Here is a 24509-nt window from a genome sequence, read left to right as displayed (position 1 = left end):
AAGCTAAGTTGGCAATTCGGTCATCAATTGCTATTTTTTAAATTATTCATAGCATTTCGTACTTCTGTTTTTCCCACTATAATGTGCTTCGTGACATTTGAATAAAGCTTTTCAAAATTTGTAAGCTCTATATCTAGAGTATGGATCAATTTATGGATTGACTGCTCTTCAATATCCCTTAATGAAATTAAATTATGAAAAGTAAATATATTTAAATCCAAAAGCTTAGATTGATTTTTGATAAGGTGCAAATACCATGCTTTAGGATAAGTTAAATGATATTTAAGGTTAATTTTTTCAGCAATAATACCCACTTCTACTGGTTTATTGTAATGATTCAAAATGCCTAAAATTTCTGATAATAATTCCTGAACATTAATGTTCTTAAAAGCATTCTGCGCTAAAGCATATTCCTGAGCCGAAATTCGAACAACTTTACCCATATCTATGAGTTGATTTAGATAAAATGAAGCATGATTTTCTGACCCACTTCTAATCTGTTTTGCTAAGGAATTACGAGTAACAGGCTTATTTGTACTTTCCATTAAGTTTAAGATCGTTTGTAGTTGCCCTTGTGGTTTCACACCTGCTTGCAGGCTTACTGTATCTGCGCCCGATTTTCCATTAAAGTAAATTCCATAATCCTCTCCAAAGTTACGAATGAGATGACGCACTGTAAAATAGTCATATTGTTGAAGAACATCACTCACTTCATAAATTTGCATACGTAAATTTGCTGTATTAAGATTTAGATTATGCTCTAATATATTTCTAACTTCTTCAAAAACTTTAGGATATGAGCTTTCAGGTATCGGGAAATACTTTATATGTGAGTAACCGCCACGGTCACTTTGGAATAGATAATTCTTTTCTACAGCATCATTAATAGCATGATCTTGGCGTTCCTGAGGAAAGATACTAGTGCATATTTTTAATTCATCTGCTTTTTGATGAATTTCCCTAAAGTTCTGACTTTCATTAAAATGTAAAGCGGCTTGAACGACTGCAGGCATTTTTGATAATGAATTTGGATATATAACTTCCTCATTATTATTTTTTTCAAACCTTAAATTACCAGTGTCTACATTATTGTAGATAGCATTTTGTGCAACTCGTTCTGTACATCCTATACTCTCCTGAATCAAAGCTATAGCTTCGCTCATTTGTAGAGGTAATTTATTTCTTAAACACCATTCTTCAATCAGATCCTTAATATTCATTTCTGGGAAAATAACCTTAGATAGATCATTTTTTTGGAATGCACATAATAAATCTAAAAATGCTAAAAAATGTTTAATATCACTGAATTTTTCTGAAAGTAAAGGATAGAGAAGATCCATTCGACTTGTTGCATGCTGATTTAAGTTCTCCCAAATGATTGATATTGAGACTCTCATACGTTTACGTAGATCAATTAATGCATCTCTTTCGATTTGACGAATCCGTTCTCGGGTCACGGGTACAGCTAATGTTTCACCAATTTCTTCTAGCGTCATAGGGTTAGACTGATATAATCCAAATCTTTTCTTTAAGATCTCAACTTCTCTAGAATTACCAAATTTTATAAAGCTTTCTAAGTCTTCTGAAATATAACGATCCAATTCAAAAGTAGATAATGAGTCTTGTTCATCTACCTTAAAATAACCACTCTCATAAGCTTGCTGTTTCATATCTCTAGTTTTATCAAAACCATCAAGCAACTGATATAAATAGGTAATAATGCTATATTTAATAGTATCCCCAGGCTCTCCATCAACTTTCTTAGGGATAGGATGATGAGGTAGTTCGTTTAATATAAAACTTAAATTTACATTATCTTGATCAATATTCAGCCAAACACTTGCTTTTTCCATAAATTTGATTTGTGTAGGTGATAGCTTAGCAAGGTTAAGCTTTAAACCACCTAAAATTAAATCATTTTTATAAGATGCGTTTAGTTCTTTGACCTCAAGAATCTTTCGTAATTTAGCCTCAATTTTTTCTCGACGATTAATACAGAATGTCTCAAATTGGTTCAGGTCAGTTGATAAATCATCAATGAGCTGGCTAGACATATACATTTTTTTTGAAGATTCATCTTCGAAGTAATTATCTAACCAAGCGGCAGGTTGTGTCGCCTTTTTATCGATATTCACTGAGCCAGGAATAAGTTGTAAGTTGGCAACATTGTTGGCTAATCTCTGAAGCTTATCTGTTCCATCATTCTGAATATTAAGCCGTTTCATTTTTGCAGTAGTAAAAATACTTTTTGGATAAATATGATCAATATGCGTTTCCATCAGTCTTGAATCAGGAAACACTAAAAGAAGCAATGCTTTAATTTCATTATCTTTACCATATCGAAGATCACATAATTTTTTAACATCCTCTTCGGTAAATGCTAAAGACTTATCTTTATCAGCCATTGCCTGTTTTATGTTTTCAACAGAGTAAATAGATAAATCTTCTTGTATCGCCTTACGAATATGCACCAATAGACTTTCAAGATTACTTGTCCAAGTACCTTTTTTTAGCAGGCTCATAAGAAGCCAGTTTTTCATTGCTGTTTTATCGCTAGAGCTAATTTTGTATTTAGCATCATTCTGAGATGATAATATCTTCCTGAATACGTAATAAACTATTGGTAAAATAGCTACATCATTAGTCAAAAGCTGATTATCCACACCAAACTCTTTTAACATTTGAGTGGTAGTCAAAAAAGATTCTTTTACTTCCTCCCAATGTTCTTCCATGAAGACAATGTTATCTTTACTGAAGTTTGATAACTTAAAACTAAGGTTGCCTACTTCTCCCAACATAAGCCCTGCACGTAAAATCAAATCTTTTTCGAATTTAAAGCCCGAATCTTCACGAATACTTTCTAATAGCTCATTGATTTCCTCACGAGCATTTAATTTTGTCCACTGTGTAACAGTAAAAGATAATAATAAATCTGAATATGATAATGGCGTCCCACCACTATTCATTCGAATAAAAATACTCAGTACTTTCTCAATATTTTGTTCCTTTTCCGTATAAGCAGATAAAGAATTTTCATTATTTATATAAGTACTTAACTTACTGAGTGTTTTACGACAATCTGCGACTAAAGACTTTCTATTATCTTCGTTGAGTTGTGGAAAACTTGATGACAAATATATTGCGATATCTGTATTTATTTCAATTAAGTATTCTGTGGATGCCCCAAATTCATTGCCATCTAATAACTTCCCTACCCGTACCCAATAGTTTTCTAAATCTTTTAAACTTGCCTGTTCATCAGTCAAAAATTTAAAATCATAAACCGTATTGTTATCAGTATTCGGTAATCCAAATACATTAAAATAGAGATATGTTTCTTTTCCAAATCTATTAGTATAAGAACCTCTTAAACCAATATTGAGTGATGTGATACGTTGTTGTCCATCCAAAACAGCGATATGTTGCTCTTGTGGAATCTTATCGTAATACTCACAATATTGGTTATTCTTCTCATCATAGTTCATCATAAATTTATAAAATTTATATTTATTAATATTTTGCTTTTCTATATTCCAAAATAAGAATGTACCAAATGGATAACCCTGCATAATTGAATCAAATAATTGGCAAATTTGATCTGGCTTCCAAACGAATTCACGTTGAATCGCTGGCAGAATATATTTATCCCCTTGAACTTTTAGTAATAGCTCATTAATACTACCAATTTGTTGGTACATTTCCTACCCTCTACAGTTACTTCAAAATCAATTCTTTTATTTTATAAGACATTGATATAAATTATTTTTTAATTACTTGACAAACATCTTTCATATACAGCTTAAATGTATGTTCAAGCTTCTGTACATGCTCCAAATGCCAAGCGGCATAGTCTTGTCATAACTCCTGATTGTGCCTCTCTATCAGCAGTTCTTTGCCCAATGCTTCAGGATGGCTGACTAACCATTCTTGTAAGTCATAACGCTCAGTAAGCTGTTGTTCGCTGAGTTTTGTTCCGTCTAATGGTTTAAGTTTTTTGTTGGTTGTGTCTACTGTATATAAGCTCATATTCCCCCCGAAATACTAAAAAAAACTAGCCAACCAAAGTTCGCTAGATTTATTTTTTTAAGCCACTTTAATTTTGCCTGTCACAGCATCATTAATGAGTGTAGTTTTATATTCTTTTAGCTTTTCGATTTGATTCGCTAAATTTTCAACCGCAAGCTCTATTTTTGAGGTCTGATTTTTAATATCTGCAATAATCTCTTTTTGTTCATCTAAACATGGAAAACCAAGTTTCATATTAAAGAACATATGTCCGTAAAAACGTAATCTTGATGAATGAAGACCAGTAGAGACACGATTATAATATTCGATATATTTTGTCGTCTTTAGCAGATACTCAAGATATTCTGAATTAAATGTATTAGCCACTTTTTGTCTATATACACCATATGAAGGACTTACAATACCATCATAATAAGACACACCTAATGCCCCCATCCATGCCCACATGATATTCATAACTAAATCATGTTTTTTACAAACTTTAGAACCTGTATAATCTTCTGCCATGAACATCAAAACATTTTTTTCAGATCTAGGTGTAACACCTGTCAGATGAGAAACAGATAATAACTCTTCATTTCCTGAAGTAGATCTTTCCTCTACTTCTGTAAATAAGTACTTCGCTCTTGCAATATTCCAATGCTCAGGAATTTCACCAATCCACTCCACGCCCGAATCTTTCATCGGTACATTTGGATCTAAACCTTGAGTCACTGCTTTTTGAATCACAATTTGCTTACGTTCATTAAGTAAAGCAATTTGCTGTTCTTTAATGGCAATGGCTTGGTCGATTTCTGCAGTTTTTTGATCTAATAAATTTGAGATTTTAACTTGTTCAGAATAATTCGGAATGAATGTTTTAAACTCCCCAAATATATCTTTACCAATAGTATTTCTCAGACCTTTATAAAGTGGCTTAAGTCTTTTACCAGTATCAAGATTAAAATAAAAATAATATAAAAATTTAGGACAAAACTTTTCAGCATTTACTTGATAAACAGTATACGCTCCTGTAATCATTCCATCGAATGTCGATAAACCTACAGTTCTTGGAGTTTCCTCTACGTCGAAATGACAAAATATAAAATTACCTGATTTTACTTCTTGATATGTATCAAATTCAGCAGGAAATTTACCTTCAGGGTTTTCCATATCCCGTTTGATAACACCATTTAAAGTTAGTGATAAAAGTTCATATTCTTTCGATCTTTTTCCAACTAAATTTTTCTTCAATTTGAAAATATATTTATTTGGTAGTAAATTCCAACTCTCAGGGAGCTGACCTAACCACTCCACACCCGAATCTTTATAAGCATCATACTTTTCAAACATCATGCTTCTCCTTAAAGACCCAAAATCTTTGCAATTAGACCATCGGCTTGCTTCTCAAGACTTAAAATATCCTGAGCCACATCTTCTAAAGCACGTAAAGGCTTACGCTGGTAGAAATACTTATTAAAGCTCACCTCATAACCAATTTTCACAGAATCCAGATTAATCCACGCTTCAGCCACATGTGGTTTCACTTCATCTAAGAAATATTGATGAATCTGCTGTTTTAACGGTACAGATTCACTATCACGCAAATCGCTATTGCTTTCATAGGTGATGAACTCACCTTTTTTTGCTATTGCATAATAGCCAAAGTCCGCTAAATCGACTTCTGTACAACCTAAGTATTCAAGTAATTCAGTCAACTCAGCTTCATTAAACTTCACGACTTTTTTCACCACTTTTTCTGCGCTTTCGTCATACCAACTCACCGCATTTAAAATGTTGTTCTTTTCAGAGTTAGACAGCTTAATCTTTAAGCCTTTGATCGCTTCATCGACTTTCTTTTTAAACACGTTAAAGTCAGAAAACTCGTCTGTACCAACCAGTTGCATGATACTTAATGCATTGTCAAATGCTGTTTTTAAAGCATTCCAATGCTTCACATCAAACAGTTTGGCTTGTGCTTTATTGTTCAGCGTAATCTCTTGAACTTCACACCATGCCAATACATCTTTTTTTACAGCATCGAGCTTCGCTTCAGTATAGATGTCATCACCATAGGTGCTATACATATACTCCATAGGTTCAAGCAAAGACTTATCAAAACGTAGGCCTTGCAAACACTCTGCACTAAACTGTGCTTTACGGCGGTCTGGACGCTCAATATTGACTTTGTAATAACCAAAGTCTTGGTTATCAAAAACTTTACTCGCAATACCTAGCGGTTCATGCTGTTTATCAAACTGTCGGTCAACATCTTGTCCTGCAAGGTAAGTTTTTATAATTTCAGCAATATGCTCAGATGCAAATTCACAGTTCTTATTACCTAAGTTTTTACGCAATTTACGGAACATTAAACTTGCATCAATAAGTTGTACTTTACCTTTGCGATGCTTAGGTTTGTTATTTGATAACAGCCAAATATAGGTTGTAATACCTGTGTTATAGAACAAGTTATTCGGTAGTTGCACAATTGCATTCAGCAAATCGTTTTCAATGATATAGCGACGGATATTACTTTCCCCTCCACCAGCATCACCCGTAAATAAACTTGAACCATTATGAACTGAGGCAATACGGCTACCAATGCCATTATGCTCAGGCGATTTCATCTTATTGACCATTTCCATAAGAAACAAAAGCTGTCCATCGCTTGAACGTGGCGTCGCATCGCAAGTTTCTTCATTGCTCCAATAGTCTTTGAGCTTCACCACAAAGCGCGGATCAACCACATCCGAGCCATCTTTAATATATTTTTGCTCAGATGCCCAACTCTTACCATATGGTGGGTTAGAAAGCATGAAGTCAAACTTAGTACCAACAAATTCATCTGTGGTTAGCGTTGAACCAACACGAATGTTTTCTGGGTTATTACCCTTGATCATCATGTCTGACTTACAGATCGCATAAGTCTCATCGTTGATTTCTTTACCATACAAAAGTACGTCACGGGTGCCATTTTCTACAGCGTAACGTTCATCAATAAAATTTTGCGCTTCAGTCAGCATCCCACCCGAACCACAAGCTGGATCATATACTGTGATTGTTAAAGGTAATTTGTCTTGGATCGGGTCAAAGACAAGGTGCGTCATTAACTCAATCACTTCACGTGGAGTAAAGTGCTCACCTGCCTCTTCGTTATTTTCTTCGTTAAACTTACGGATCAATTCTTCAAAGACATAACCCATACCTAAGTTAGTCAATGCAGGCAAACGATAACCATCAGGGTCTACAACATCTTTGGGTGTTAAATTAATATATAGTGATAAAAATTTTTCAACTACATCCATCAATACATTTTTATGTGACATATGACGGATTTGTGCGTACAAGTTAAAGCACTGAATAATTTCTTTAACGTTGGCGCTAAAACCTTCTAAATATTCTTCAAAGTTTGCCAATAAAATTTGTGAATTATTGGATGCGGCCTTATGTAATGAGCGTAATGTCCACTTTGACGTATTATAAAAAATGTAGCCTGAAGCCTCTTTAAGTGGTTCATCATCAAACTCAGTAAGTTCCATTTCAACTTGTTGATAACGCACTTCTTCCAATACAGCATCTTTAGTGGATTCTAATAAGGTATCTAGTCGTCGCAAAACCACCATTGGTAAAATTACGTCACGATATTTTCCTCGTACATACACATCTCGAAGACAATCATCAGCGATTGACCAGATAAATGAAACTAATTTGTTATGTACTGAATGATCCATGAGAACCTAAATAAAGCATTAATTTTTAATGCCCGTATTTAACACTATTTTTACGCTCTTATGCAGTATATGTATTACATTCTTAAGGTTCAAACGCCAGTTGATGTCGCAGATAAATTTAAGAAAAGTGCTATTTTAGAACTAAAATTTAATGTCTCATTCTTTTGTAGTTTTATAAAGAAATGAAGCGCAGATTTGATAATACAGCCAATAAAAAACCCCGAAACTTTCGTTTCAGGGCTTTTCACGAATTTTGGTGGAGATGGCGGGAGTTGAACCCGCGTCCGCCAGCATTACGCTCGAGAATACTACATGCTTAGATATCGTCTATTGTTTTAACACCTTGTGACCCGACGAACAGGGTACAAGTTGCGATCCTCTAAGTTTGGTATAAAGCCCCGAGGCTTGACTCTATACGGACTTGTGTGCGTGCGCTACGGTCGGGTTCCTAAACCACAAGTATTCTAGGAAGCGGACAAACTGCCCTTAGGCAGCTAGAGCGTAAGTTTCGTCGTTTGCGACTAAAATATGCAAATTTGATTTACGAGAGAAAATGCGCTCTCGGCATGCATCTATGAGTTTCATCACCAGCGTCGAAGCCAATAACATCCCCATGAATGTATGAGCATCATAGCATAACTAAAATAAAATACTGTGCATTTTATCAACAGTCCGCTACTGATGAACATATTTACATAATGGAGAGCCTTTTGTTTTTTTCAAGGGTCACATAAAAAAGCTGCCAAAAATGACAGCTTTTTTTAAAGTGTGGTCTATAAAGCACCATTGCCTAACACAATACCTTCACGGCGTGGGTCAACCCCACCTGCGTATTTACTTTGATTATTAAAATTTACTTTCATAATCGTAGAAATACCGCTGGTTTGCGCAGTGTTGGCAACGCCATGCCCTTTTGCTTTTAAGCCTTCGATCAAATCAAGCAAAGAAAGCTGCACATTCGAGCTATCTACATTGGTGTTTTTGCTATTGGTCGCGCCAAAGTTTACAAGCGAAGTGGCCTGCTGTGCATTTAAGTTCCAGTCCAGCGCCCCTACTAAAGTTTTAACCACATATTGAATGATGGTACCGCCACCTGGTGAACCTGTTGCCATATAAAACTCATCTGGCGTGGTGCCTTTAAACACTAAGGTTGGCGCCATGGTACTTCGTGGGCGTTTGCCACCTTCCACACGGTTAGCAACCAGCGCTCCAGTACTATCAAGCGGGTTAGCGCTAAAGTCAGTTAACTGGTTCGACAGCAAGAAACCATCCACCATGTGGAATGAACCCATGCTCGATTCAACAGTCGATGTCATTGAAACCACATTGCCATAGGCATCTACAATTGTGAACTGAGTTGTTCCATGTTCAACAGTGGTGTCGACACCCGAAGCTGGATTGAAATTACCCGCTGGTGCAACGCCCATACTTTGGTTCGGGTTAATCAATGCTGCACGTTGTTTTAAATAATTTTTATCAATAAAGCTTGCAATACCCTGTGCTGGTAAAGCAACAAAGTCAGTATCTGCCACATATTTATCGCGGTCGGCGTAGGCCAAACGCTCTGCCTCAGACACTAAATGCACGCCCATTACATCCGGTACACCACCTTCATTTTCAGGGTTTTTAGGTGGATAGAGCGACATATCAAAGTTTTCTAAAATACCTAACGTTTGCGCAACCGCAATTCCTCCCGAAGATGGAGGTGGCATGGTACACACATAGTAACGGTCACGGTACGTCGTACAAATCGGGTCGCGTTTTTTAACCTGATAGTTCGATAAATCCTGCAAGGTCATCAAACTTGGGGTAATTGGAGTTCGTGCTGGGTCATCCCCTAACGTCTGTCCTGCTTTCGCCACAATCGCTTGGGCAATTGGTCCCGTGTGCAGCGCATTTGCGCCTTGCGTGGCAAGTGCTTCTAGGGTTTTTGCATAGGCTTTATTAGTCATAGTCTCACCCACTTTACGAGGTGAACCATCTGGGTAGAAATAGGTTGCCATTGCATTTGCATCAAGCGCTAAGCTGTTTGCATTGCTTGCAATTGCATCTGCCAAACGCCCCGGAATACGGAAACCGTTGTCAGCCAAACCAATCGCTTCACCAAAAAGCTGGTTCCACTTAAGCTTGCCATGTTCTTGTTGTGCTTGCTCAAGCAAACGCATCACACCCGGCACACCAATCGAGCGACCACTACGGCGAGCACTTGGTACAGGTGCTGGTGAATTTGGGTCATATATATCTTGGCGAATTAAATAATATTCGTTAGCTGCGGCTGGTGCGGTTTCACGACCATCATAAGCAGTGACTTTTTTGGTTTTTGCGTCGTAATACATCATAAAACCACTACCCACAATCGTGCTCGATTGTGGTTCGACCAAACCGAGCACCGCTTGTACCGCAACGGCGGCATCGACTGCACTACCGCCTGCTCTTAAAACATCACAGCCTGCTTTTACCGCAAGTGGTGTGTTTGCCACCACCATATATTTATCTGCGTATTTAACCGTGTTACCAAGTCTATAACCCGATGCACCCTCCGGTGCTGCTGGGTCACCATTTTGATTTGACCCGACCACCACGCTTGAACCGTCTTGTGCCAATTTGCTACAACTGGTCGGGTCATTATCTACAATTAAATTGGGTGGGGTTGTATTTGAATCCTCCTTGGGCTGATCTGACGAGGAGTCATCTCCACATCCTTGTAATAAACCGACTGCTAATAAACTACTGAACAAAAATGAATATCTTTTATTCACGTGATAACTCCAATATATACGCCTGCCTATCCATGCAATTGCCATGCAAGCTTCTTTGTTTTCAGGTATTAAGTTTTTTTAATCTTTGATAAAAATAAGGTTTTATAATATTGAATGTTTAAGGGCATTTTATTCTGTGCCCTGTCTTATGCCTCCTTGCTTGATATCACACTCTTTTATAACTGATTTGCCCGATTCTGGCATGCTTTATTTCGCTAAATACAGGCAAAATCTGTCATTTATAGACTCGCTCTATTTTTTAGTGGACCTAAAAAAAGCACCTCCGAAGAGATGCTTTTGATGTTTAGTGAGAAGGCATTCCGCCAACGTCTCCTTTGGGTTTTGGACACAGCCAAATGACCAGCCCCGCAAAAACAAACACCATCGCAAACAGCAAAAACACATGGTTTGCCGACATGGTAATTGCTTCTTTATCGACTAGGTTTGAAATGATTCCTAAAGTCGAGTCAGCCGTAAACCCATTTTGCGCAAGGTTATTTTGAACTTCGGCAGTATTTAGGTTCGACACCATTTCACTACGTGCAACTTTGGCATGGTCATCCCAAACGGTGACTGCAATTGAAGCACCAATCGCCCCTGCCATGGTTCTTAAAAAGTTCATTAAGCCCGCGGCAGATGCAATTTCTTGCTGCAACACAGAACCCAGTGCAATGTTCGACAGTGGAATAAAGAAGAACGGCACAGCAAAACCTTGCAGGATTTGCGGCCAAGCCAGTGCCATAAAGTCGGCATCTGTGGTCCAGAATGCCCGCATTAAGGTCACCGCACCCAGCAAAATCAGGCCAAAGCTTGCAAGCGCACGTGGGTCATGTTTGGTCGAAAGCTTTGCCACAATCGGTGACATGGTCAAACTACCAAAGCCCATGGTTGCAGTTAAATAGCCAGCCCATGTGGCGGTGTAGGAAAGGTTCATTTGCAGCCACTGCGGAATCAGTACAATACTGCCAAAGAACGCTCCAAAGCCGAGCGACAAGGCCAATACCGAAATTGCAAAGCCCCTATGCCTGAATACCTTCACATCCACGACGGGGTGCTTGTCGGTCAACTCCCATATGAGGAACACCACAAAGCCAATGGCGGCAGTTAAAGCGAGTAGCACAATGCTGGTACTGTTAAACCAGTCGCGTTCGTGCCCCAAATCGAGCATGAGCTGTAGTGCACCAATCCAGAGTATTAACAGACCTAAACCTACGGTGTCGATTCTTAAAGAAATGGTTTCTGTTTCGGCTGGTTTGAGCAAACGGATTGCCGCTAAAACACAAATAATGCCGACCGGAATGTTAATAAAGAAAATCCAGTGCCAAGACAGGTTGTCACTAATCAGACCACCCAAAATTGGTCCTAAAATTGGTCCAACCACTGTGGTCATTGCCCATAGGCCCATCGCCTGCGCATGTTTTTCTTTAGGGAAAATACGCATGAGCAAAGTTTGGCTGAGTGGCATAAGTGGGCCACCGCATAGACCTTGTCCAATACGGAAAAACACCAGCATGCCTAACGAGTTTGCTAAGCCGCACAAAAAAGAAAAAATGGTAAAACCAATCAGGCCAAAAATAAAAACCCGAACAGTTCCAAAGCGGCCCGCAAGCCAACCTGTTAAGGGTACACAAATCGCTTCTGCAACTGCATACGAGGTAACGACCCACGTCCCTTGTGTACTTGAAACAGCAAGGTTACCGGTAATGTGTGGTACAGATACGTTGGCAATGGTCGTATCGAGCACGACCATAAAGTTCGACAAGGCAATAACAAACGCTGCCAGTAATAAACGGCCACCGCTTAGTTCGGCAAAAGGTGTTTGCGTTTTCATAAGCGTTTACTTCGCAGATAAGTCGACTTTTGCTTCCATCGACAAGCCAACACGCAATGGGTGTTCAGCAAGTTCTTTCGGGTCAAGTGCAATACGAACCGGTAAGCGTTGAACCACTTTAATCCAGTTACCTGTTGCGTTTTGAGCCGGAATTAAGGCAAAGGCAGAGCCTGTACCACCAGAGAAGCCCATCACTTTGCCGTGATATTCAACATCATCACCATATAAATCTGAAGTAAGTGTGACGATTTGACCCGGACGGACTTTTTTCAACTGACTTTCTTTAAAGTTCGCATCTACATATAAATCGTTCAGCGGCACAATCATCATCATGCTGGTGCCGGGTGCAACACGTTGCCCGACTTGAATATTACGACGAGCCACTACGCCATCAACTGGCGCACGAATTACGGTACGTTCCAAATCAAGCTGAGCTTGTTCAACATGTGCTTGTGCAACTTGTACATCGGGGGTAGAAACTTCATTTACACCTTGAATTAAAGCTTCATTTGCAGCTAAGGTGCTTTCGGCAGCTTTACGGCTTGAAGACGCTTGTGCCAAACCTGCTTTGGCAAGCTCTAGCCCAGCTTTGGCTGTTTCAACTGCACTTTGTGCTTTCGTGAGTTCTTCTTTAGAAACTGCACCAGACGCGGCAAGTTGCGCACGGCGGTTCAGCTCTAAAGCAGCTCTGTCGTAGTCAGCCTGTGCTTGAGCAACTTGCGCTTTAGCACTGTTAATTTCGTCGGCACGCACCACAACTTGAGAGTTTAAAGAACTACTGTTTGCCGCAGTTTGTTTGTATTGGCGTTTTGCTTTGGCGAGCTCTGCCTCAGCTTGCGCCAGTGCAATTTTGGCATCACGATCATCAATACGAACCAGCACGTCACCACGATGTACTGTTTGGGTATCTTTTACCACAACCTGAGCGACCTGCCCGCTTACCATTGAAGTGATTTGAGCCGTTTCTGCACCGACATAGGCATTATCCGTACTCACGGAATGATTTAAAAATAATGCCCAGATTGCATATAAAATAGCGGCGATCAATAAAATCAGCGCAAAAAAACCAAGAAATTTTTTGCGCTTGTTTTGATTGTTGTCATCCGAGGCAGATGTGGTTGGCAGTGTTTCTTCTACATTGCTTTGTGCATCAGTCATGGTATGTTCCTAAAGATGGGTTGGCTTTGCCATCAATCTCGCACTACATCCTGTTATAGATTTTTATTTTTCTATAAACAAGACATACCGCATTGTCAAAAGGAGCTAATTTTAACGCTAAAACCTCATGATATGAGAATAAAAAATTATAACTAATGCGTTCGTTCTAATTAAATTAATGTTTATCTCAAAGTTTTTATCAAATATTCTTTTTTTTAATTAATAAAAAAAGCGCACATGGCGCTTATAGAAGTAAAAAATAATGAATTAATAGGCGTATGAAGCAATACCCGCAGCAATTGCTTTGCCTTCATCATTAACCATTGTCATGCGCATGGTACAGCCCTTACGGCCTAAACGCAGAACTTCGGCACGTGCAATAAAATATTTACCACGCCCCGGCGCCAAATAATCTACACGCATGTCGACTGTTGCCAAGCGGGTTACCTGTTTAATGGTTTCAGTCAAAGTTTCCGGCGTTGAACGGCGATATAGATGTTCCATTGCCACAATACCGCCAATGCTATCGAGCAAGGTTGCCGCGACCCCACCATGCAAAATCTGAAATGCCAGATTGCCAATCAGGTCGGGTTGCATCTCGATATAGCCTTCAATCTGCCCATCCACCACACGCATAATCATTCCACTATGCTTAAAAAAAGGAGAGCTATTAAACGCTTTACATAATTGCTTAAGAACTACATTTAGGTCAGTTTTTGCACCTAAATGAATACTCCCAGTCCAATTTTTCTTTTCATCACTCATACGTTGCCTAAATTTAAAAGCATGATAAACACCCATAATTTTGTACAAATCCAACATTATGGGGCTACAATACAGCAGTCGGTTGACAGTAATGGAATATCCGCCAACCTAATCCTAGTGTAATACCGAACATCGAGATTGTTATGACTTATACGTTCAATCGTCCTGCATTTCCAGCCACTCGCATGCGTCGTATCCGTAAAAATGATCAGTTGCGTGCGATGGTTAGCGAAACACAGCTCACCACAAATCATTTGATTTATCCAGTATTTGTATTACCGGGACAAAATCAGACTCAAGATATTCCAAGTATGCCAAACATTCAGCGTTTATCGGCAGATTTATTACTGAAAAAAGCTGAAAGACTTCTGGAATTGGGCGTATCAAAACTGGCTCTATTTCCCGTCACACCTCAAGAAGATAAAAGCCTAACCGCAGAAGCTGCATGGCATGAAGATGGTTTAGTCCAAACCACGTGCCGTCTGCTTAAAAAAGAATTACCAGAAATGGTGTTAATTACTGATGGTGCCCTCGACCCGTACACCACGCATGGTCAAGACGGCATTATTGATGACACTGGCTATGTGCTGAATGACGAGACCGTAGAATGCTTGATTAAACAAGCTTTAAGTCATGCGGAAGCAGGTGCCGAAGTGATTGCACCAAGTGACATGATGGATGGTCGTATTGGCGCTATCCGTCAGGCTTTAGAAGCCAATGGTCACATCTATACCAACATCATGGCCTACTCTGCAAAATATGCATCTAGCTTTTATGGTCCATTCCGTGATGCTGTTGGCTCTGCATCCAACCTTAAAGGTGGTAATAAATATAACTACCAGATGGACTTTGCCAACCGCGCCGAAGCACTACATGAAATCGCGCTTGATATTCAAGAAGGTGCTGACATGGTGATTGTAAAACCGGGCATGCCATATCTGGACGTGGTACGTGAAGTGAAAGATACCTTTGGTGTTCCGACATTCATTTATCAAGTCAGTGGTGAATACGCGATGTTAGCGGGCGCAATTCAAAATGGCTGGTTATCAGACTCAGTGATTTTAGAATCACTCATGTGCTGCCGCCGTGCAGGTGCAGATGGGATCTGGACCTACTTTGCAGAAACTGCTGCTCAAAAACTCAAGGAAATGAACTAAGTTCGCAGAGAAAGGATAACACTGCATGCATATTGCAATCATTGGCGCGGGCATTAGTGGATTGATGTCTGCGCTGGAGTTGGTTGAACAAGGCTGTACCGTCAGCATTTTCGATCAACAACAAGCAGGACAAGCAGCCTCTTGGGCTGGCGGAGGAATTCTTTCTCCGATGTACCCTTGGCGCTATGTGCATGCAGTGAACCAACTCGCTCAATTTGGTAAAGCGTCTTATCAAGCATGGAACCAAAAACTCTCCCCTGTTACAGGGATTGATTTTGAAATTCATGACACAGGCATGTTGATTTTTGATGAAGAAGATTTTGACATCGGACTTTCCTACGCAAATCAACATCAACAACCCATGCAACGCTGTGAATATTTACAGCGAGATGCCCTAGAGCAAGTTAATCCACATATTTCCGCTCAGTTTCAACAAGCCATTTATTTCCCTGAACTGTCCAATATTCGCAACCCGCGTGTATTACAATCACTCATTGTCTATTTAAAACAACATCCAAATGTTGAGTTTTTTGAACACTCTGCTGTCAAAAAATTGATTCAACATGGCGATGTTATACAAGCCTTACAAACCGAAGATGGTCGCAAACATACAGCAGATCATTTTGTAATAACTTCGGGTGCTTGGAGCCATTACTGGAACTCACAATTACAACTCGAAATTCCAGTCGAACCTGTTCAAGGGCAAATGCTGTTATTTAAAACACCTGCGAACTGGTTACCCACCATGTGTATGAATCGGGTGATGTATTTGATTCCACGTATGGACGGTCATATCGTGTGTGGTTCAAGCATGGCACATCGTGGTTTCGACACTTCCACCGACGAAACAACCCAGCACAATATTTTAGAAGCGTGTCTGGACATGGTGCCTGAACTGGCGGATTTCCCGATTGTAAAACGCTGGGCAGGTCTCAGACCAAGTTCACCAAATGGTGTTCCATACATTGGCAAAATGCCTGAAATGGACAACCTATGGGCAAACTTTGGTCACTTTAGAAATGGGTTATGCATGGGCGCAGGCTCTGCACAATTGCTTCGTCAGCTTATGCTGAATCAACCTACCTTAGTTGATGCTAAAGCATATTCCCCAGAGCGCTTACAAAATAAAATCTTAGCCTGACGCGAGTACATTCTCTAAAGCCATTTTTAACTGAGGATAAGCAAACTCAAATCCTTCAGCTTGTAAGGCAGCGGGTTTGACGTATTGACCATTTAAGATCAATTGCGATTGCTCCCCCAACAAACAGCGGAAAACTGTACTGGGTGCTGACAACAGTGGTTTCTTATTGAGTACCGCAGCAGCTTGTTCAACAAATACCTTCTGGGTCACATTTTCTGGCGCTACTACATTATGAATTTGGGCAGATTGAGGATGTTTAAATATAAACTCGATGGCACTTAAAACATCTTCAATGTGTACCCAAACTACCGGCTGACGACCATGACCAATTTGACCAACTAAATTGAGTCGAATAGGAAGCAACATTTTAGGCAAGATACCACCGCCTTGCCCAAACACCACACCTAAGCGAATAATTTTAGTATTTTGTTGAGTATCTGCTAAAGCTGCGCGCTCCCATTCTTGGCAAAGCTGAGACATAAAAATAGGCTGTGGTGAACTTTGTTCGGTGCACACCTCTGCCCACTTTTCTTCAACATCTATACCGTAATAGCCAATCGCTGAGCCAGACACAATCACTTCTGGAAAAATTTCAGACTGCTTTAGCCATGCATATAACTTTCGTGTCGTGTTTACTCGGCTTTCAATTAATTGTTTTTTACGAGATTCGGTCCAGCGTTTTTCACCAATATTTGCACCTGCCAAATTCACCACATAGTCAATTTGACGTGTCGCAATATCTTTAAACGTTTGCACCCACTGCAACGCAGGATGGTCAGATTCCTTCCCAGCCTGCCGCGTAACAGCAATCACGTTATAATTTTTTTGCAGCAGGAACTTAATTAAATACGTTCCAATAAAGCCACTGGCACCAGTGATTAATACACTCTTATTCATATTTCCTCCAAAACCGAGGACACAAGTTTTAGTTAATTATATAAGAATCATTTATATTTAATCGTAGCGGTTTCTGTAGTGATCTATTACACATTAAACATTTTGCTTGCCATTCGCTGTGCCTGTTTTCCATAAAACCAATAGGTAATTAAATAAAGTGGGATCGCTAACATTAAAAGCATAATGAGCATAATGCTTAAAAACTGAGGCTGTTTTAAATAAAGCATAAAGTTTTGCAAAATCTCTGGGTCTTTTCTTGCAAATAAAAACAAGCCAAATAAAACACCACACAAGTTATAGCCCCAAAAAATCAGGGTAAAACCTAAAGTAAATTTCTTTTTTTCTTGTGCAGTCGGTGCACGGCGTTCTTTCTTTAAAAATTTAAACAGGACAAAAATCATTGCGCCTAAATATGGAACGGCTGTTAAAATACCACCTATACTCGCTGGTAATAGTGCTGCAACTACACCTACAATTAAGGTGAGTCCTATACATAAAGCAAAAAACCAGAGAAAGTAAGAGCGTAATTTGGTCATCTTTTTGCCTAATTTATGGGTTCAAAAATTAATTATAAATTTTTTTCGATTTTTTTTCATTTTTCTGTCAACCAATTCTAATCTCTTGACGTTATATAGGGTAATAAGGTCGCAGCAACCGAATACTTCCTTTGCACGGCATCCGCAAAATTGTTTCGGTGACCTTTCATTACGACTCTTTCTTACCTTCAGATTTGGTTTTGTTAGCAGCCTGAACCCTTGATGAAGTTTTTGACCGACGATTCTCTCATCACTCGAATCGTCGGTTTTTATTTTCTGGTACTTTCATTTATTTTACGCTCTGCATACACAATAAGTCTTTCTTGGTGATAAGCGCTATGCGTATACTTTTTACACCATAAAAATATGATTTAAATAATATGAACAGCATTGCCTATTTTGAAATTCAGTCTTCAAACCCAGCCCGAGATGCAGAGTTTTATCATATTGTATTTGGGTGGCAATTTAAATTAGATGAAAATTTACCCATTGAATATTACCGTATAGAAACACCCTCAATTATGGGTGGTCTCTTAAAACGTCCAGCACAAACTCCTCCAATGGAATATGGCACCAATGCATTTACCTGCTCCATTCAGGTCGAAAATTTTGATGAAGTTGCTGCAAAAATTTTAGCGCAAGGTGGTATTGTCGCAATGGATAAATTCGCCATTCCCGGTCGTGCTTGGCATGGTTACTTTGTCGATTTAGACCACAACGTTTTTGGTATTTTCCAAGTCGATGAAAATGCTGCTTAAAAATCTTATTTAACAAATTTATTTATTTTCTAATCTATAGCCACCGCCTTTTTATCGGTGGCTATTTACTATTTATTCTTCGGCAAAGCTAAAACTGGCTTCACAAGTAATTGGAAAATTAACCGAGTTGGCAATCATACATTCGTGATGCGCCTCTTCATGCAATTTTGCTGCAAGCGCTTGGTCAGCACCTTTTTCTAAAACAACCGCTGGCTTTAAAATAATTTGGGTAAAGTGACCACGTTTGACTGGATCAGCATCCTCCATAAATCCAAGTGCATGGTCGACATAACTCAGCACATGAATATGATTGACTGCGCATAGGTGTAAATACCACAGCTTATGACAAGCTGAAGCAGAAGCCACAAGTAAATCTTCTGGGTTCCATCTGGTCATATCACCTAAATAAGCTGGGTCAGATGAACCTTGAATGGTGGTCTTTTGCGGATGTTGAATACTAAAGTCCCGTTTATATGAGCGATAAGATGAAGTCCCTGTTCCTGTGTTGCCTTCCCATTGTATTTTTACTTCGTACTCATGAATGGTCATTTTTGTCTCAAAGTTATTTATTTGAGTTGATATTAACAAAACAAAAATTGGAATAATAAAATTAATTTAGATTGAATTTGAGGCTTAAATATCGAACGCTTTAAAATGTCTTGATAAAATCTCTCGCCAATTTATGCTAACGTATCTGTGTTTATTTTGGCTTGATGTCTGTTTCTATGTCCGTACATTTTCTACATACTTCTGACTGGCATTTGGGGCAGTTTTTTTATAATCATTCACGACACTACGAACACCAACAATTTTTAAGGTGGTTACTCACTCAAATCCAAGAAAAACAACCGCATGCCCTGCTCATTGCCGGTGATATTTTTGATGTGATTAATCCGGGTTCACAAGCACAAAAACAACTCTATCAATTTTTAGCAGATGCACATCGCCTTGCACCACACATGCAAACCCTCATGATTGCGGGTAATCATGACTCAGGCTACCGTATTGAACAAGTCGAACCTTTATTAGAAAAATACAATGCAAAAACCGTGGGCGTTGTTCGCTGGAATGAAGATAAAACTCTAGATCTCGATCGTCTGCTTTTACCTATTTATAATCAAAATCAAGATATTGTGGCGTGGTGCCTTGCCCTACCTTTTTTACGCTCTGCTGAAATTACGGGCTTTAATGAACATACCACCAACAGCAAAAATGCAATTGCCTATTTGCATGAGCAACTGATTGCCGAAGCAAAACGTCGTAAAACACCAGAGCAAGCGCTGATTTTGATGTCGCATGCTCATATGCAAGGTGGAGAAACATCCGACTCTGAGCGCCCAATTATTATTGGTAATGAAGAGGCACTTTCAACGACTTTGTTTGAAGATGCAATTGATTATGTGGCTTTAGGACATTTGCATAAACCACAAAAAGTAGGTCAGCCGCACATTCGTTATAGCGGCTCACCTATTCCACTTTCTTTTAGTGAAATTAACTATAAACACCAAGTGGTTGAAGTCAACATTGACCCTGCTCAAGAGATAGACAACCGTTTGCAATTTGAAGCCGTAGAAATTCCACGTTGTATTCAGTTACATCGCATTCGTGGTGAGTTAAACGAAGTGCTGCAACAACTCAAAGCTTTGCCAAACGGTGTTATTGAAAATATTGACCACCGTGAATATGTCGATATTGAATATTATAGTTTAACGCCACCACAGCCTAATTTACGCCAACAGTTTGAAGCCGCATTGCCACCTGACCGCTATCGTTTAGTGCGTATTTCACGTCAATATGTGAGCCAAGATGCTTCGGACACCGATACCACTCAGCACATTGCACTTGAACCACCTACACCAGAAAAACTCTTTCAAAATATTTGGGAAAAACAAGGTTATAGCGCAGATGATGTAGTCTTAAAAGATTTTCTGAGTCTGGTACAAGAAGCACAAAAAAATCTTGAAAATGATTCAAGCCATTAAGGACATGCCATGAAAATTTTATCTATTCGTATAAAAAATCTGGCATCTCTTTCTGATGAACACTTTATTGATTTTGAAAGCGCGCCTCTAGCTCACGCAGGCTTAATTGCCATTGTCGGGAAAACTGGTGCTGGTAAATCAACCATTTTAGATGCCATGTGCCTTGCCCTGTTTAATCGGGTCCCTCGCCTTAAAGACAGCGATGGTAAATTAAAAGATGTTGATGGTTCCGAGTTACTCACCAATTCACCTTTGACTGTATTACGCCGTGGTACGGGACATGGTTTTGCTGAACTTTGTTTTATTGCTCAAGATCAAAAACGCTATTTGGCACGCTGGGAAATTAAGCGAGCACGTGAAAATCCGAATGGTAAATTACAAAGCGTGCAACGCCACTTAAAATGCCTGACCGATGGTGTAGTACTTGCTGACAAAGCCAAAGCAGTGGATGAAAAAGTTAAACAAATTACCCAGCTTTCATTTGAACAATTTACTCGTGCTGTGTTACTCGCCCAGTCAGAAGTCACGGCGTTTTTAAAAGCAAGAGATAGCGAACGCGGTGAATTACTTGAATATCTAACAAACTCCAGCATTTTTGCCAAAATTGGTGAACTGGCTTTTCGTAAAACAGCAGATATTGCTAAACAGCGTAAACAGCTTGAAGAATTTTTAGGCCACATTGAAATTTTGTCTGATGAAGAGATTGCTACCTTTACCGAGCAATATCAGCAAGCTGAACAAAATCATCAACAGTTAGAACAACAAAAAAATGTTTTAGATAAACAACAACAATGGTTTGAGCGTAAAGCGAAACTTGAGCAAGAAGTTCAAGCTAAACAGCAACAGTTTCAAAATCAGCAAAACCATCATCAACAACTTGCGGGTGAACGTGAGCAATTAAAACGGCTGGAAGTTTTCTCTGAAATACGATCACAGGTCTTTCAGCAGACTCAAAATTTACAAACCCTACAACACCTTGAACCGCAAATTCAGCAAGCTCAAATTAAGTTTAATGATTTGGCTCAAATTTTTGAAAATGGACAAAAACAATATCAATCAGCAGAACAAGAACTTAAACAAACACTAGACTTTGAACAACAGCATCAACAGGCATTAAATCAAGTTCGGCAGTCCATTCAAGAACGTTCATTTATTGCCGATGAATATAAAAAGTGCAAAGAAAAAAGAAATGCGCTAGAACAAAAACTGAATCCCTTGCAACAACAGCAAAACACGGTTCAACAACACATTGCACAGCTTCAACAAAGCCAAACTCTTCTCCAACAGCAGCTTACCCAGACTCAGCAATACGCCGTATTAGACAAAGGCCTTTCAGCACATTTGCATCAACTTGGGCAATTTATTCAAAACTATGAAGTCATTGAACAACAGCTTGGAAACCCTACTCTTGCTCGTCAAAAGCTATTAGAAACTAAAAGTGAACTTGAACAATTGACGGTTTCTGTGGGCACAGTTGAACAAATTGAGTCAAAACTTGAACAACAGCGTAAAGATAAAGAACAAAAACTTGCTCAAATTACTCAGCTAGATCTTATTCAACAGAAAATTAAAATTTATCATGAGCTATATGCTGAGCTTCAGCAGTTCACCGAAAAACATACTCAAACTTCAGCTCAAGAACAACAGCTTAAAACCGTTTGCCAATTGGCTGAGCAAGATTACCAAACAGCAAAAACTGAACGTGAAAAATTACAACAAATGTTGCAACAGCAGCGTTTATTACATACAGAAAATATTGAACAGTTACGGGCCAATCTTAAAGAAGATGAAGCTTGTTTAGTCTGTGGCAGCACGCATCATCCCTATCGTAGTGATGACAGCGCAGTTTCTAAGGCTTTGTTCGATCTGCAACAGCAACAAGAACAGCAGGCTGTGGCACTAGAGCAAACTCAATTTAATGCATGGCAAAGCCAACAACAAACACTCACTCAATGTCGTGCCGAGCTTGAACAAGTTCAGAAATATCTAGCTCAACTTCAAGCAAAACAGACGAGTTTACAGCAAGATCTTGTTCAGCAATTAAGTCTCAACCAATTCCACATTGATCTTGCTCAACCTCCAGAACAAATCTTACAAACACTTAGCGAGCTTAGACAAGCCGCACAAACTGCGGTTAGTTCATTTGACTCAGAAAACTTGCGTTTAACCCAAGCGGTTAAGCAGTACAATCAATTGGTTCAATATATTCAGCGTAACGAAAGCCTGCTCAATACAGCCCAGCAATGGCAACAGCAAGTTCAACATATTGTGCAGTGCTTGTCTGAAACCGAACAGCACGCATGGCAGCAATCGAGTAGCCAAACTGCTAAGCAGACTTGGTCTATTCTTGATGCACGTGCTAAGCAACTTGAACAACAAGAACAGCTTTCACAGCGTTTTGAACAGCAGCAACAAGAACTAAAAATGCTAGCTGCCAACCTTGAGCAAATGACCAAGCAAATTAATGAGATCGATCAAAATCTCAAAGATATTACACTCAAGGGCCAACAAAATAATGAAAAAGCGGTGTCACTCATTCAACAAATGACAGGCCTTTCAGACATTAAACCTCATGAATGGTTAATTGAGCACGATGCCAAACGCCAGCAGCAACAAACTGCTTATCACGAAGCTAAACAACGTTTCGAACAAACCAGACAGCACTTTGAGCAGCAAAAACAAGCGATAGATCAACTTAAACATCAACATCAACACACCGAGCAACATCAACAGCAGATTAATACGCAAATTGAAGACTGGTTAAAAGCCCATGCTGATTTTCAAGCATCTGATCTTACGGGGCTCATACAGATTAATTCAGCCCAAGAGCAAGACATTCGTAACCGTCTTAATCAAGCAGAACGCCTATTAAGTGAAACCTCTTCTGCACTCAAAACCATGCAAGAGCAGCTCACCGAACATTTGCAAACGCAACCGGATATTGAACATGAAAAACTTTTGGATCTTATTCAGGAAAATATTGCAAAGCTCAAAACCCAACTCGAAATGCGTGACCAGCTTAAGCTTAAACTCGAAGTACATCAGCAGAACTTAGCCAAACAACAGAAATACGCTCAGCAAATTCAAAATATTCAACAAGAAGAACATCGCTGGAGTAAAATTTCAGGTCTGATTGGTGATGCAAAAGGCAAAGAATTCCGTGACTATGCCCAGCAATATCATTTAGATATTTTAGTGGAACATGCTAACCAGCAACTAGCGATGCTTTCTCAACGCTATACATTAAAACGACTTGACCAATCTTTAAGTCTCGCCATTATCGACCACGATATGGACGGTGAAATGCGTTCTGTTTCATCTTTATCAGGCGGTGAATCATTCTTAACTGCCCTCGCCTTATCTTTAGCCATTGCCAATATGGCCTCAGGTTCAATGAAAATTGAATCTCTGTTTATTGATGAAGGTTTCGGCACTTTAGATGCATCTTCTTTGCACATGGTGATGAATGCTTTAGATCAATTACAAAATCAGGGCCGCCAAGTCATTCTCATTTCACACATTCAAGAAATGCATGAGCGTATTCCTGTACAAATTCAGGTGAAACCACTTGGCGCTGGCGCAAGTACGATTGAAGTCGTAGGTTAAAACTAAAAAGCCCCGACATCCTGTCGGGGCTTTTTTAGAATCTGTGTTGGTATAACTCCTGTCGTACCTGCTGCATCCATTCATCACTGTTTATTGTTATTCTTAGAAACATCCTGTTCCCTGATAAATTCATAATAAGTGAAAACCACTTTCCGCCATAGCCGCAAAAGGCCGCAATGAACG

16 protein-coding genes and 1 other RNA gene are annotated in these 24509 nt (G+C 39.3%); 5 read left to right on the top strand and 12 right to left on the bottom strand.

Annotation, left to right across the window (positions count from 1 at the left end; translation table 11 throughout):
• Positions 1–23 precede the first annotated feature (23 nt).
• The 9 genes from KTH84_RS07970 to KTH84_RS07930 all read right to left on the bottom strand — a co-directional run bounded on the left by KTH84_RS07970 (position 24) and on the right by KTH84_RS07930 (position 14249).
• The gene (locus KTH84_RS07970) at positions 24–3698 is read right to left on the bottom strand and encodes a DUF262 domain-containing protein (RefSeq protein WP_262472808.1); all 3675 of its coding nucleotides are present in this window, start codon (positions 3696–3698) and stop codon (positions 24–26) included.
• Positions 3699–3855: 157 nt separating this feature from the next.
• Positions 3856–4026 (bottom strand): hypothetical protein, encoded by a 171-nt coding sequence (locus KTH84_RS07965; protein WP_262472807.1) that lies wholly within the window; start codon positions 4024–4026, stop codon positions 3856–3858.
• A gap of 57 nt (positions 4027–4083) precedes the next feature.
• The gene (locus KTH84_RS07960) at positions 4084–5358 is read right to left on the bottom strand and encodes a restriction endonuclease subunit S (RefSeq protein WP_262472806.1); all 1275 of its coding nucleotides are present in this window, start codon (positions 5356–5358) and stop codon (positions 4084–4086) included.
• 11 nt (positions 5359–5369) lie between these two features.
• Positions 5370–7736, bottom strand: a complete 2367-nt coding sequence (locus tag KTH84_RS07955) for a class I SAM-dependent DNA methyltransferase (RefSeq protein WP_262472805.1) — start codon at positions 7734–7736, stop codon at positions 5370–5372.
• Positions 7737–7990: 254 nt separating this feature from the next.
• Positions 7991–8349: a transfer-messenger RNA gene (ssrA, locus tag KTH84_RS07950) on the bottom strand.
• A gap of 160 nt (positions 8350–8509) precedes the next feature.
• Entirely contained in the window at positions 8510–10495 is a 1986-nt protein-coding gene (ggt, locus tag KTH84_RS07945) for a gamma-glutamyltransferase (RefSeq protein ID WP_262472804.1), read from the bottom strand.
• Between the two features lie 304 nt (positions 10496–10799).
• Positions 10800–12326 (bottom strand): DHA2 family efflux MFS transporter permease subunit, encoded by a 1527-nt coding sequence (locus tag KTH84_RS07940; protein WP_133974999.1) that lies wholly within the window; start codon positions 12324–12326, stop codon positions 10800–10802.
• Between the two features lie 6 nt (positions 12327–12332).
• Positions 12333–13484 (bottom strand): EmrA/EmrK family multidrug efflux transporter periplasmic adaptor subunit, encoded by a 1152-nt coding sequence (locus tag KTH84_RS07935; protein ID WP_133975001.1) that lies wholly within the window; start codon positions 13482–13484, stop codon positions 12333–12335.
• 267 nt (positions 13485–13751) lie between these two features.
• Entirely contained in the window at positions 13752–14249 is a 498-nt protein-coding gene (locus KTH84_RS07930) for a thioesterase family protein (protein ID WP_262472897.1), read from the bottom strand.
• A 143-nt stretch (positions 14250–14392) separates the two neighbouring features.
• Between KTH84_RS07930 and hemB the strand changes: the two genes are divergently transcribed.
• On the top strand, positions 14393–15406 hold the full coding sequence (hemB, locus tag KTH84_RS07925; RefSeq protein WP_262472803.1) for a porphobilinogen synthase: 1014 nt from the start codon (positions 14393–14395) through the stop codon (positions 15404–15406).
• Positions 15407–15431: 25 nt separating this feature from the next.
• A complete protein-coding gene (locus KTH84_RS07920) occupies positions 15432–16547 on the top strand; it encodes an NAD(P)/FAD-dependent oxidoreductase (protein WP_262472802.1) in 1116 nt (371 codons plus the stop codon).
• Here the strand turns inward: KTH84_RS07920 and KTH84_RS07915 are convergent.
• Together KTH84_RS07915 and KTH84_RS07910 are read right to left on the bottom strand one after the other, a co-directional pair.
• Entirely contained in the window at positions 16539–17444 is a 906-nt protein-coding gene (locus KTH84_RS07915) for a TIGR01777 family oxidoreductase (protein ID WP_262472801.1), read from the bottom strand. The two genes, KTH84_RS07920 and KTH84_RS07915, sit on opposite strands and share 9 nt — an antisense overlap.
• An 86-nt stretch (positions 17445–17530) precedes the next feature.
• The gene (locus KTH84_RS07910) at positions 17531–17980 is read right to left on the bottom strand and encodes an ABZJ_00895 family protein (protein WP_262472800.1); all 450 of its coding nucleotides are present in this window, start codon (positions 17978–17980) and stop codon (positions 17531–17533) included.
• Between the two features lie 380 nt (positions 17981–18360).
• Between KTH84_RS07910 and KTH84_RS07905 the strand changes: the two genes are divergently transcribed.
• Positions 18361–18738 carry a VOC family protein gene (locus KTH84_RS07905; RefSeq protein ID WP_133975009.1) on the top strand — a complete coding sequence of 126 codons (378 nt, stop codon included), beginning with the start codon at positions 18361–18363 and terminating at the stop codon, positions 18736–18738.
• 72 nt (positions 18739–18810) lie between these two features.
• Here the strand turns inward: KTH84_RS07905 and KTH84_RS07900 are convergent, their stop codons facing one another.
• Entirely contained in the window at positions 18811–19287 is a 477-nt protein-coding gene (locus tag KTH84_RS07900; protein ID WP_262472799.1) for an OsmC family protein, read from the bottom strand.
• A 164-nt stretch (positions 19288–19451) separates the two neighbouring features.
• Between KTH84_RS07900 and KTH84_RS07895 the strand changes: the two genes are divergently transcribed.
• On the top strand, positions 19452–20720 hold the full coding sequence (locus tag KTH84_RS07895) for an exonuclease SbcCD subunit D (RefSeq protein WP_262472798.1): 1269 nt from the start codon (positions 19452–19454) through the stop codon (positions 20718–20720).
• 9 nt (positions 20721–20729) lie between these two features.
• On the top strand, positions 20730–24326 hold the full coding sequence (locus KTH84_RS07890) for an AAA family ATPase (protein WP_262472797.1): 3597 nt from the start codon (positions 20730–20732) through the stop codon (positions 24324–24326).
• Positions 24327–24509 lie beyond the last annotated feature (183 nt).

It is taken from the genome of Acinetobacter sp. WU_MDCI_Abxb74 (assembly GCF_025513915.1).
Classification (GTDB): domain Bacteria; phylum Pseudomonadota; class Gammaproteobacteria; order Pseudomonadales; family Moraxellaceae; genus Acinetobacter; species Acinetobacter calcoaceticus_C.
The sequence above is the reverse complement of the archived record's forward strand: the minus strand, read 5'-3'. Positions and strand labels throughout refer to the sequence as shown.